Source organism: Pseudomonas mandelii, assembly GCF_024138395.1.
Classification (GTDB): Bacteria; Pseudomonadota; Gammaproteobacteria; order Pseudomonadales; family Pseudomonadaceae; genus Aquipseudomonas; species Aquipseudomonas mandelii_E.
The window spans coordinates 588,160-599,770 of record NZ_JAMYDU010000002.1 but is presented as its reverse complement, the minus strand read 5'-3'; the positions used below and the strand labels follow the sequence as shown (position 1 = coordinate 599,770).

The 11,611-nt window shown below is 56.8% G+C and carries 10 protein-coding genes; 5 read left to right on the top strand and 5 right to left on the bottom strand.

Features of this window, described 5'->3' with window-relative positions; all coding sequences use genetic code 11:
• Positions 1-5 precede the first annotated feature (5 nt).
• On the top strand, positions 6-1,184 hold the full coding sequence (locus NHU87_RS06150; RefSeq protein ID WP_253546567.1) for an NAD(P)/FAD-dependent oxidoreductase: 1,179 nt from the start codon (positions 6-8) through the stop codon (positions 1,182-1,184).
• Positions 1,185-1,412: 228 nt separating this feature from the next.
• Complete coding sequence (yccS, locus tag NHU87_RS06145; RefSeq protein ID WP_253546565.1) at positions 1,413-3,596, top strand: YccS family putative transporter; 2,184 nt, start codon at positions 1,413-1,415, stop codon at positions 3,594-3,596.
• A 149-nt stretch (positions 3,597-3,745) separates the two neighbouring features.
• On the opposite strand, the gene NHU87_RS06140 is transcribed toward yccS, so the two are convergent.
• Positions 3,746-4,483: a substrate-binding periplasmic protein gene (locus NHU87_RS06140; protein WP_253546563.1), complete on the bottom strand. Its 738-nt coding sequence runs from the start codon at positions 4,481-4,483 to the stop codon at positions 3,746-3,748.
• A gap of 259 nt (positions 4,484-4,742) precedes the next feature.
• Between NHU87_RS06140 and NHU87_RS06135 the strand changes: the two genes are divergently transcribed.
• Positions 4,743-5,195 carry a GNAT family N-acetyltransferase gene (locus tag NHU87_RS06135; RefSeq protein WP_253546561.1) on the top strand — a complete coding sequence of 151 codons (453 nt, stop codon included), beginning with the start codon at positions 4,743-4,745 and terminating at the stop codon, positions 5,193-5,195.
• Positions 5,196-5,320: 125 nt separating this feature from the next.
• Here the strand turns inward: NHU87_RS06135 and NHU87_RS06130 are convergent, their stop codons facing one another.
• The 3 genes from NHU87_RS06130 to NHU87_RS06120 all read right to left on the bottom strand — a co-directional run bounded on the left by NHU87_RS06130 (position 5,321) and on the right by NHU87_RS06120 (position 8,409).
• The gene (locus NHU87_RS06130; RefSeq protein ID WP_253546559.1) at positions 5,321-5,617 is read right to left on the bottom strand and encodes a winged helix-turn-helix domain-containing protein; all 297 of its coding nucleotides are present in this window, start codon (positions 5,615-5,617) and stop codon (positions 5,321-5,323) included.
• A 131-nt stretch (positions 5,618-5,748) separates the two neighbouring features.
• Positions 5,749-6,240 (bottom strand): M48 metallopeptidase family protein, encoded by a 492-nt coding sequence (locus tag NHU87_RS06125; protein WP_253546653.1) that lies wholly within the window; start codon positions 6,238-6,240, stop codon positions 5,749-5,751.
• A gap of 45 nt (positions 6,241-6,285) precedes the next feature.
• Positions 6,286-8,409 (bottom strand): putative bifunctional diguanylate cyclase/phosphodiesterase, encoded by a 2,124-nt coding sequence (locus NHU87_RS06120; RefSeq protein ID WP_253546557.1) that lies wholly within the window; start codon positions 8,407-8,409, stop codon positions 6,286-6,288.
• Between the two features lie 320 nt (positions 8,410-8,729).
• Between NHU87_RS06120 and NHU87_RS06115 the strand changes: the two genes are divergently transcribed.
• Both NHU87_RS06115 and NHU87_RS06110 read left to right on the top strand, forming a co-directional pair.
• Entirely contained in the window at positions 8,730-9,398 is a 669-nt protein-coding gene (locus NHU87_RS06115) for a polysaccharide lyase family 7 protein (protein ID WP_253546555.1), read from the top strand.
• Between the two features lie 691 nt (positions 9,399-10,089).
• Complete coding sequence (locus NHU87_RS06110; RefSeq protein WP_253546553.1) at positions 10,090-10,383, top strand: fructose-bisphosphate aldolase; 294 nt, start codon at positions 10,090-10,092, stop codon at positions 10,381-10,383.
• 156 nt (positions 10,384-10,539) lie between these two features.
• Here the strand turns inward: NHU87_RS06110 and NHU87_RS06105 are convergent, their stop codons facing one another.
• A complete protein-coding gene (locus NHU87_RS06105; RefSeq protein ID WP_253546551.1) occupies positions 10,540-10,971 on the bottom strand; it encodes a hypothetical protein in 432 nt (143 codons plus the stop codon).
• Between the last annotated feature and the right edge of the window lie 640 nt (positions 10,972-11,611).

Sequence of the window (11,611 nt, the reverse complement as noted above, 5' to 3'; positions counted from 1 at the left end):
CCGTTTTGCGCTCTACCGAAGTCGTGATCATTGGCGCTGGCGCCGCAGGGTTGATGTGTGCGCTGACCGCCGCCGGGCGCGGGCGCAAGGTGATGTTGCTTGACCATGCGAACAAGGCCGGCAAGAAAATCCTCATGTCGGGCGGTGGACGCTGCAATTTCACCAACATGTACACCGAACCGGGCAATTTCCTCTCGCAGAACGAACACTTCTGCAAATCCGCGCTGGCGCGCTACACCCAGTGGGATTTCATCGGTCTGGTGGCCAAGCACGGCGTGCCGTATCACGAGAAGAAACTCGGCCAGTTGTTCTGCGATAACAAATCCAGCGACATCCTCGAAATGCTGCTCAACGAGTGCGATCAGGTTGGCGTCAGCCTGCACCTGGACACCTCGATCCAGCACATCGAAAAAATGGAAAGCGGCTACCTGCTGCAAACCACCCTCGACCAAATTACCTGTGAATCTCTGGTGATTGCCACCGGTGGCCTGTCGATTCCGACCCTCGGCGCCACCGGTTTCGGTTATCAGGTCGCCAAGCAATTCGGCCACGACTTGCTGCCAACCCGCGCCGGCCTCGTGCCGTTCACCATCACCGATCAGCTCAAGGAGCTTTGCACCGAGCTGTCCGGTACGTCGGTGGATTGTCTGGTGAGCTGCAACGACCAGAGTTTCCGCGAGAACATCCTGTTCACTCATCGCGGCCTCAGCGGGCCGGCGATTTTGCAGATTTCGTCGTTCTGGGAATCCGGCGACACGGTGGAAATCAACCTGATGCCAGATCACGACGTGCCGAGCTGGCTGCAACAGCAGCAGGTCGAACGCCCTAATAGCGAGTTGAAAACCTTGCTTGGTGAAATCTTCACCAAGAAGATGGCCAATCTGCTGGCGGATAACTGGTTCGTCTCCAAACCAATGAAGCAGTACACCCACGCCGAACTGGCGGACATCGCCGAAAAACTGGCGAGCTGGAAAATCGTGCCGGCCGGCACTGAAGGCTATCGCACTGCCGAAGTGACCCTCGGCGGTGTCGATACGCGTGAAGTGTCATCCAAGACCATGGAATCGCTGAAAAGTCCGGGTCTGTATTTCATCGGCGAAGTGCTCGACGTCACCGGGCATCTGGGTGGTTTCAACTTCCAGTGGGCCTGGGCCTCCGGTTACGCCGCCGCGCAATTTGTCTGATTGACTGCGTTATCGTTCTTCGCGGGCAAGCCTCGCTCCTACAGGTTCCCGGTGTTCGCGAATAATACTGTGGACCTGTAGGAGCGAGCCTTGCCCGCGAAGGCGTCCTGACAGGCAACACAGAACGCGCAAGGAACAGATTTTGCTGTCAGATGTGATCGGCGCCATTGCGTCGGCGTCATTAGTGGCTCAATTTAGCGTCATTGCCTCGGAAGGCCTTCGCACTTCATGTCATCGACCACATTTCGGCAGTCTCTGCGTCGCCTCTGGGCGCTGGATAAATTCAGCTACAGCGTGCGGGTATTCATCGCCCTGACCGGCACCATGGCGCTGTGTTGGTATCAGGATGAAATGGGGCTGCTGATCCCATTGTTCCTGGGGATCATCGCCAGCGCCCTGGCCGAAACCGACGACAGTTGGCAGGGCCGCCTCAACGCGCTCGCGGTGACGCTGGTGTGTTTTATGGTCGCTGCTCTGTCCGTCGAACTGCTCTTCCCCTACCCCGTCCTCTTTATCATCGCTTTTGCGCTGGCCAGCTTCTGCCTGACCATGCTCGGCGCGCTGGGCGAACGTTATGGCGCGATTGCTTCGGCAACACTGATTCTGTCGGTCTACACGATGATCGGCGTGGACCAGCGCGGCGGCGCCGTCACTGATTTCTGGCACGAACCGGTGCTGCTGGTGGCCGGTGCAGCCTGGTACGGCTTGCTCTCGGTGCTATGGCAGGTGCTGTTTTCCAACCAGCCGGTGCAGCAAAGCCTGGCGCGGTTGTTCCGTGAACTGGGTTATTACCTGAAGCTGAAATCGTCGCTGTTCGAACCGATCCGGCAGATGGACGTGGAGGCGCAGCGGCTGGAACTGGCGCAACAGAATGGTCGGGTGGTCGCGGCCTTGAACGCCGCCAAGGAAATCATCCTGCATCGGGTCGGCGACGGTCGGCCGGGGGTGAAAGTCAGCCGTTATCTGAAGCTGTACTTCCTCGCCCAGGACATCCACGAGCGCGCCAGTTCCTCGCACTACCCCTACAACGCGCTGGCCGAAGCATTCTTCCACAGCGACGTGCTGTTCCGCTGTCAGCGCCTGCTGCGCCAGCAAGGCAAGGCTTGCCGCGCGTTGGCCGAGTCGATCCAGATGCGTCAACCGTTCATCTATGACGCAAGCTTCGCCGAGGCCCTGAGCGACCTGCACGCGTCCCTCGAACACCTGCGCATCCAGAGCAATCCGGCCTGGCGCGGTCTGCTGCGTTCGTTGCGAGCATTGGCGGCCAACCTCGGTACCCTCGACCGTTTGCTCAGCGACGCCAGCAACCCCGATGCGCTCGCAGATGCCACCGACAGCAGCCTGCTCGACCGTTCGCCACGCAGCCTCAAGGATGTCTGGATACGCTTGCGCACGCAGCTGACGCCGACCTCGTTACTGTTCCGCCATGCCCTGCGCCTGCCCCTGGCCTTGAGCATCGGCTACGGCATGGTGCATTTGATCCACCCGTCGCAAGGTTACTGGATCATTCTCACCACGCTGTTTGTCTGTCAGCCGAACTACGGCGCCACCCGGCGCAAACTCGGGCAGCGGATCATCGGCACCGCCATCGGCCTGACCGTGGCCTGGGCGTTGTTCGATCTGTTTCCGAATCCGTTGGTACAGTCGTGCTTCGCGATTGTTGCCGGGGTCGTGTTCTTTACCAACCGCACCACTCGCTACACCCTGGCGACTGCCGCGATCACGCTCATGGTGCTGTTCTGCTTCAACCAGGTGGGCGATGGTTATGGCCTGCTTCTGCCGCGACTGTTCGATACCTTGCTCGGCAGCCTGATCGCCGGGCTGGCGGTATTCCTGTTCCTGCCGGACTGGCAGGGTCGACGCCTGAACAAGGTGCTGGCCAACACCCTGACCTGCAACAGCATTTACCTGCGCCAGATCATGCAGCAATACGCCGCCGGCAAAAGCGACGACCTGGCTTATCGCTTGGCCCGACGCAACGCGCACAATGCCGATGCCGCGTTGTCGACGACGCTGGCCAACATGCTGATGGAGCCGGGGCACTTTCGTAAGGAAGCAGACGTCGGGTTCCGTTTCCTGGTGCTGTCGCACACCTTGCTCAGTTATTTATCGGGGCTGGGGGCACACCGTGAAACCCAACTACCGTCGGATGTGCGCGAGCATTTGATCGACGGCGCCGGTGTGAACCTGGCTGCCAGCCTTGACGAAATCGCCCAAGGCCTGGCGAGCAAACAGCCGATTGCGATTCAGAGTGATGAGGAAGAAGCGCTGGCCAATGGGCTTGAGCAGATGCCGGATGAAATCGATGAAGGGCAGCGGTTGGTGCAGACGCAACTGGCGTTGATCTGCCGGCAGCTGGGGCCGTTGCGGACGTTGGCGGCGCATCTCATCAAGGATACGAGCGAAGCCTGAGATTTGTAGTGACTGGGCCGACCTCTTCGCGGGCAAGCCTCGGCTCCTACAGATTTAGTGTCGGCCACGGGATTTTTGCCCGACACTAAATCTGTAGGAGCGAGGCTTGCCCGCGAAGGCGTCAGCTCAGACACCTCAGACCTTTCAGATTACATCCCATGCTGCTTGAGCAATTTCTCATAACTGCCATCAGCCTTCATCGCCGCAATCTCACGGTCGAAACCGGCGACGATCTGTTCATGCTGCGGGTTCTTCAGGCTCACCAGAATATGCAGGCTGTTCTCGCTCAACGACTTGGGTAAAAACTCCACGGCATCGCGCACCTTGGATGATTCCCGCGCCAGGTAATACCGGGCGACGAACTCGTCTTCCAGGGTCAGCTTGACCCGGTCGGCCGCGACCATGCGCACCGCCATGGCGAAGCTATGCACCGGAACTTTCTGCAGCGACACATCGTCGTCGAATGCTTGCGAATAGGCATAACCGCGTACCACCGCTATCGGGTAAGTGTGCAGTTGGTGCAGGTTTTTGAATTCGATCGGCGTGTCTTTGCGCTTGAGAAAGCGCACGCGGTTGAGCAGGTACTCGCCGGAAAACTGCCCCAGCTTCGTGCGCTCGTCGGTGTACCAGGCGTTGATCAGCACGTCGTAACGCCCCTCACCTACCCCAAACAAGGCACGCGCCCAAGGCACCTGTTCGAAATCACTGGCATAACCGGCCCGGGCCAGCGCAGTGCTGACGATGTCCGTGGCCAATCCACCATTGACCAGCGTGGCGTCGGTAAAGGGTGGCCAGGCATCGGCTACCAGGCGCAGCTTTTGCGCTGCCGCACTCTGTGTCAGCAACAGCAATCCAATCAAAGCAAACGCTCGATGCAATCGCGGCATGCCAGAAAATCCTTAGCGGGCGGGCTGCCCGACGTGTTTTTCAGCCAAAACTCCAAGGCCCCTTTACCGGCGAAACCCAGGTCCTAACATTAGCTTATCGACCACATTGCACAGCGCTACATCGCAGATTACACAAAGAAGACAATCTCGCGAGAAATGAATGATGGCATTTTGGCCTTTGTCACAGATTTCTTTGCCATAAAGACATCCTGCGTCAGGACGCCTAGTATCGGAGCAACCTTGTTCAAGGAATCTGAAGATGACAATCGATTGGGTCTGCAAGCACCACAGCGATCTGGGTAAAGAGCAGCTTTATGCCATTTTGCAGTTGCGCACCGAGGTGTTCATCGTCGAGCAGAAATGCCTTTATCAGGACATCGATGGCCAGGATCTGGAAGGTGACACCTGCCATTTGATGGGCTGGAATGGGGATCGGCTGGTGGCTTATCTGCGATTGCTCGACCCGGAGTTACAGGGCGGCGACGTGGTGATTGGCCGGGTGATCATTGCTCCCGCTGCACGCGGCACCGGGCTTGGGCATGAAATGATGAGCCAGGCATTGAAACAGGTCGCCAAACGCTGGCCTGAAGTGCCGATTTACCTCTCGGCCCAGGCGCATTTGCAGGGGTATTACGGGCGGTACGGGTTTGTGGTGGTGGGTGAGGAATATCTGGAGGATGACATTCCGCATATCGGGATGCGTCGTTCTTGAGGGCCTCTTCGCGGGCAAGCCCGCTCCCACAGGGATCTGTGGTGTGACTACCTTCTATGCCACACCGTTGAACCTTGTGGGAGCGGGCTTGCCCGCGAAGGCGTCAGCCCTATCACCGCAGGAATTCAGGGGTATTCCAACACCGCTTTGATCTGCCGCAGATTGCGCTCGATCCACCCCCGATCAATCGCCCCCCACTCGCGAATCCGATAGCTTCCTGCATGGTTGCGCGCGCCTTCTTCCTGCTCGAATTCACAAACGATATCCAGATCCGCCAATGCCGCAATCGTGTCCTGAGCCGTGCGCCGAGGCATGCCGGTGACTTCGGTCAACGCCGGGACACTGCTGGCCAGCCCGCTGTCGATCAGGTACGCCACGTATAATCGGCGGTAGAAGCTGCTTTTGGTCTTGCTCACGTCCATCTAAATATCCCCGACTTTAAAAGATCGCAGCCTTCGGCAGCTCCTACAGATTCAATGTCCATCCGCAATATTTGCGGCAAACGGATCAATGTAGGAGCTGCCGAAGGCTGCGATCTTTTGATCTTGATCTTCTATTGCATCTCCCGCCAAGTCAGGTACACCCGCAAATCGAACTCCACCTGGTGATACCCCGGCAACATGTGTTCGCACAGCTGGTAGAACGCCTTGTTGTGATCCGACTCTTTGAAGTGCGCCAACTCATGCACCACGATCATTTTCAGAAACTGCGGCGCCGCGTCCTTGAACAGCGAGGCGATGCGAATTTCTTTCTTGGCCTTGAGCTTGCCGCCTTGCACCCGGGAAATCGCAGTGTGCAGGCCGAGCGCGCGGTGGGTCAGGTCCAGACGATTGTCGAATAACACCTTGTCGATCGCCGGGGCGTTACGCAGGTATTCCTGCTTGAGGTCCAAAGCATAGGTGTACAGCGCCTTGTCGCTCTGCACCCCGTGCTTTTCCGGATACCGCTGGCTCAGGTAATCGCCCAGCCGACCTTCGGCGATCAGTTGGCGCACCTGGTCCTGCAACGCTGCGGGATAGGCCTGGAGGTATTTCAACGCGGTCATTGGGGCGGCAACACGAGTCACGAAAAGGTCGTCAGTGTAACGAATTCAACTCGTCAGCGCGCTCCAGTCGAACGGCTCGATAAAGTGACGCGTGTCCTCGGCCATCAACGGCCGCGCAACCAGAAACCCCTGCACATACTGGCAACCGTTGGCTTGCAGCCATTCATATTGCGCCACCGTCTCCACCCCTTCAGCGATGACCAACAGGCTGAACTGTTTGCACAAATCGATGACACTGCGTGCCAGCGCTGCATCCCGTTCGGACCCCGGCAACCGAGCGATGAGATGCCGGTCGAGTTTGAGCGTGTCCAGCTCCAGATCGCGCAAGTGCGCCAGCGAACAAGCCCCCGAGCCAAAATCATCCAGCGCCACCCGCACCCCCAAATTGCGCAACAAACGTAGTTGCTTGCGGGTTTCGTCGGGGTTGAGCATCAAGGCCTCTTCCGTGACCTCGACCTCCAGCTGTCGCGGCTTCAAACCATGGCGCTCCAGAACCTGACGCAGCTCGGTGACCAGATTGGGCAAACCGAATTGCGTGCTGCTCAAACTGACGCCCAGCACCAGATCTTCGGCAAACAAGGTTTCCCAGGCTTTTCGCTGTTTGGCCCCACGATGGTAAATCCAGCTGCCCAGACGACTGATCAACCGCGCCTCTTCCAGCAACGGCAAAAACAGCCCCGGCGGTACATCGCCGACACTCGGATGCTGCCAGCGCAGCAACGCCTCGAACCCGCGAATCTGCCCGTCGGCAATCGCCACCTGAGGCTGATACACCAGGTTGAAATCGCGATTCTCGATGGCCGTGCGCACGCTCTCTTCGAGCATCAGCCGCGAGCGCGCCCGGCCATTCATTTCGTGATCGTAGAAGCGATATTGCTGACGCCCGGCGCGCTTGGCTTCGTACATGGCGATGTCGGACGCGCGCATCAACCCGTCGAGATTCGCCCCGCAATCGGGATAAGTGGCGATGCCGATACTGGCGCCCAAGGCGATGTCCATTCCATCGATTTGCTGGCAGATCGACACCCGCTCGATGAGCTTTTCAGCAATCTTTGCCGCTTGCTCAGGAAGCTCAAGATCCAGTAGCGCAGTGAACTCATCCCCGCCCATCCGCGCCAGAATATCGAAGGGCCGCAGACACGCCTTCAACTGCTCGGACACCCAACGCAACACCCGGTCGCCGGCATCGTGGCCGAGGGAGTCATTGACCCGCTTGAAGCCGTCGAGGTCCAGGTACAACAGCACCCAGGTGCTCTCGGAGCGTTCGCCGCGCAGCAGCAGGTTTTCAACGGTCTGGTAGAAACCCCGGCGATTGAGCAGGCCAGTCAGCGGGTCGGTCACCGCCTGGAACTCCAGTTGCTGATGCAGGTGGCGCACAACCGACATGTCCAGCACCGTCACCACCATGGCCTGTTGTTCGGTGGGCAACGGCGCACAGGACAGCGCCACCGGCACTTGCTGGCCGGGCGCGGTACGCAGTAACGCATCGTGCAGACGCAGGGTTTCACCGCGTTTGTAGCCGGCCAACAATTCGGAGTCGGCCCAGATCGGGATGTGCGGTTTTTGCAGGAAATCCAGAAACTCTTTGCCTTGCAGCTCATGCACCATGGCATTGAGCAGGCGGGACATCGCCGGGTTCGCAAAGCGAATCAGCCCGTCCTCGCCAACCACCAGAATGCCTTCGGCGGCGTTATCCAGCACCGAGGCATTGAAGGCTCGAGCGACTTCCAGGTCATGGCTCAACTGCTGCAAGGCACGGCGATTACGCTGATGCTCGAGCAGGGCCTGGACTTTGGGCTTGAGAATTTGCGGGTCGAACGGTTTGAACAGGTAATCCACCGCGCCACTGGCGTAGCCCTTGATCACGGCGTCCTGAGATTGTTCGTTGGCGGTAAGGAAAATGATCGGCGTGAGGCGGGTTCGCTGGCTGCCACGCATCAAGCGCGCCACTTCAAAACCGTCCATACCCGGCATCTGCACATCCAGCAGCACCAGGTCGACATCGTGTTCGAGTAACAGGCCAAGCGCTTCAAAACCGGAAGCCGCAGTGATGACCTGCCAGTCCTGGCACTGTAACAACGCGCGCATGCTGATCAGGTTTTCGGGGTAATCATCAACAATTAAAAGGATTGAGCTGCCTTCAACTGGCATAGGTTGTGCGCATTCCATGCTGCATCTCTTGTTCGGGACTTCAGGCCGGCCTCTTGTGAAAACCGGACACATAGTGCGACTTCACTCTAGACCCGGATCCGCGAAAGCAGAAGCTGCCGGTATGCCATCACTTCAGGAAAGTTTCACATAGCCGACTAACGGTCAGTCCTACAGGCCCCGGAAACCGGGAAAGATGGCATTTCGACAGGATGTTGACGTCAACCATCTGCCAAACGGGCATTAACAAAGATGTCTTCAACGCTTATAAAGACCCCTCGAAGGCGCGGGCTAGAGCTTCTGGCACGTGCGTGCAGCAAAAAAAAACGTGGAAGCTGAATATGATCGATCTCGAAACCTGGAACCTCAGTGTTCCTGTCGGCAGTCCGCCGTACACCGTTGAAACAACCAGACTGGTGGACGGCTTCAAGGATCAATACTTCCACTCCGACACCGGCACCTTGTTTTTCTGGTCCCCGGTAACCGGCACTCGCACTGAAAACGCGATTTACCCTCGCACCGAACTGCGCGAAACCTACAGCAATGGCACGTTGAAAAACTGGTACTACCCCGACGCGGATAACTTTCTGCGTGCGACCCTTACGGTCAGCAAGGTACCCAGCACGGGCAAGATCGTCATTGGTCAGATCCATGCCTTCAAAAGCCAGAAGCCCATGGTGAAACTCGAGTATCAATACAAAGACTACAGCGAAACCGGAAACATCGTCGCCAAAGTCCGCATGCACCCCGACGACGACACCGCCCGGGTCATCACCATCGCCACCGGAATCAAACTCGACCGCGAATTCTCCTACCTCATCCACCTCAGCCCCGGCGGTGCATTGGGCATCAGTGCGGCGGGCTACCAGTGGGACACCGACATCAGCGCGATGTGGCGTGATAAACCGCTGTACTTCAAGGCCGGCGTCTACGTGCAGGACAATACCGGGTACACCAGCGAAGGCGGGGAAGTGACGTTCAGCAAGCTGGATATCGATCACGATACCTAAGTTGACTCGATCCCCCCTGTAGCAGCTGCCGAGCCCGCGAGGCTGCGTTCGGCCGCAAAGCGGTCGCAGTCCGGCTCATACGTTTTGCCTGAAAAAACGTGGAGTCTGATTTTGCGACTGCTACGCAGCCGAACGCAGGCTCGCAGGCTCGACAGCTGCTACGGACGATTCGGGCATCTGCAAAACCCGTAGGATTGCTCCGACTGTGATGAGAGAGCTTGCTCCCGCTGGGCAGCGAAGCAGCCCCAAACCCTGCGACCCAATTCCTCAGACACACCGCACCGCCCGGTTGACGACGGACGTGCCGCCAAACGGGGCAAGCCCTCTAGCCACAAAAAGTGGCATCCCCACCCCCCCTGTAGGAGCTGCCGAAGGCTGCGATCTTTTGATCTTGAGCTACGCAAACCGTCCTACACCCCGGTTGCAGTCACCAAAGTCGCCGCTTATAGTTCGCCCCGTCGTCGGCAACAGTCGGCGATAGGGTTTCGCAGCCCTACCGAGTTAGAACCACAACCGTCAAAATACGACACGGGCAGCATTTGCCCGTACTCGTTTTTATGGCGGCTGTGCGTGGGAGACCTTCGGGTCTGCCGGGTCTTAACTCCTCGGTCTGCGAACCCGCGCACAGCTGCCACCCCATTTGTTTCGCAGCAAACGGTGGCAAATTCTTTTCTTGAGTTAAGGATTTCCCATGATCAATCAACACCCGCCCCACCGCTTCACCCCAATGTCCCAACTCGCCACCGACTCCCCCGTCCTGCTCATCGACAGCGACGCCCCGCTACGCGAACTCCACAACTGCGTCAGCGAACGCCTCAACGCCGTCCTCAAATACCTGAACCTCATGGCCTGCACCAGCCTCCCCGACTACGCCGAGAACGATATCAACACCGTCACCAACATCGCCCGGATTATGGTCCAGGACATTGCCGATGTGTTTGGGGTGATTGAACAGCGTGGGTTTGATTCTCCCAAGGCTCAGTAATCAATTTTCAAGCATTAAAAAACCCGCATCATTGCGGGTTTTTACTACGTGCTTATTTTGACTCTTTCGGAGGCGTGAAAGGCGCGGATCCTTTAGAGTTTTGAATACTTCCCGGTTCCTGGACTCCATGAGTCTGCTGTACGCGTTAGACCTGTATCAACGGTGGTAACTTTGACCTTGAACTTCTTGGAATTCAAATTCTCCCTCCGCTGACAAAACTCCTCCTTCAACTTCTTCAAACAATTGGAAGTCGCCCTTGGGATACAGCCCGCCCTCTGTCAAACGAAACGTACCGTCAGCAGATTTATCACCATTTATATGATCAATTTCCAAATGCGCAGAAAGATCTGCGTCATCCCGGCGTAGTGTGTAGGTCTTGCCAACCTCGAGATCCAATTTACCTTTAATTGCCATATAATAATCGTGCCCTCCTAGCTGCTGATACTTCGGGTTAATATAAAAGAACTCTCCAGAAATTATCAAAGGAGAACCATGCCCCTCCAGCTTCAGGCTGTGCTCACCATATTCTGGATATTTGTATGTAACTTTCAGTACACCCCAAGTGCTATTCTTCGACTCGATTTCCATGTTTTTTATCCGGCAAGTAATTGAGTTAAAAGAGTAAGCTTCTGCCGGCACCGGCATACCTTTAATATCTGACAGTTTTTTATACCCATTTGGAATTACCACTCCACTTTAAACAACCAAACCACCCACCGAACAAAGAAAGTATCTGTATCATCAGGCGGCCATTCCTTTACATTCCAAACTCCATAAAAGCAAATGCCCCGACGCGTCGGGACATTTGTTTTACATCGCGGCAGATTGAGTTGCCCCCCGTCTGATCGCGATTTTTTTGATGGAGCACAGATGCAGCACTACGACGCTTTCAGACAGATCCGCGTCGAGGGGGTCGACATTTCTGTAGGCCAATCTGAGTATTACCCAGCGTAAATACGACACCCCCTATAAGAAAAGTCATGGAGACACACCAATGCCCTTTACTCACTCCCTTCTCGCACTCTCTCTGGGCAAATTAAATAGATCTGTCACCTCTCCCTCAAAAATCTGCCTCCCTATAGCAAAAAGATATTAAAACTGTCATTTATTACAGGTGACTGCTAACCCTCACAGAACTAGCCTTATCTACGAAACACAAAAAATAAGAAAAAGGCATACAAATGGCTTACAAATAAATCCGCCACTTTTTATTTAAAATAAACGCATC

What these genes read in the sequence shown, in the direction of transcription:
- NHU87_RS06135 (WP_253546561.1), top strand. Translation starts at nt 4,743, where the DNA reads ATGACAATCGATTGGGTCTGCAAGCACCACAGCGATCTGGGTAAAGAG.
- NHU87_RS06110 (WP_253546553.1), top strand. Translation starts at nt 10,090, where the DNA reads ATGATCAATCAACACCCGCCCCACCGCTTCACCCCAATGTCCCAACTC.
- NHU87_RS06120 (WP_253546557.1), bottom strand. Translation starts at nt 8,409, where the DNA reads ATGGAATGCGCACAACCTATGCCAGTTGAAGGCAGCTCAATCCTTTTA.
- NHU87_RS06140 (WP_253546563.1), bottom strand. Translation starts at nt 4,483, where the DNA reads ATGCCGCGATTGCATCGAGCGTTTGCTTTGATTGGATTGCTGTTGCTG.
- NHU87_RS06115 (WP_253546555.1), top strand. Translation starts at nt 8,730, where the DNA reads ATGATCGATCTCGAAACCTGGAACCTCAGTGTTCCTGTCGGCAGTCCG.
- yccS (WP_253546565.1), top strand. Translation starts at nt 1,413, where the DNA reads ATGTCATCGACCACATTTCGGCAGTCTCTGCGTCGCCTCTGGGCGCTG.
- NHU87_RS06130 (WP_253546559.1), bottom strand. Translation starts at nt 5,617, where the DNA reads ATGGACGTGAGCAAGACCAAAAGCAGCTTCTACCGCCGATTATACGTG.
- NHU87_RS06105 (WP_253546551.1), bottom strand. Translation starts at nt 10,971, where the DNA reads ATGGAAATCGAGTCGAAGAATAGCACTTGGGGTGTACTGAAAGTTACA.
- NHU87_RS06125 (WP_253546653.1), bottom strand. Translation starts at nt 6,240, where the DNA reads ATGACCGCGTTGAAATACCTCCAGGCCTATCCCGCAGCGTTGCAGGAC.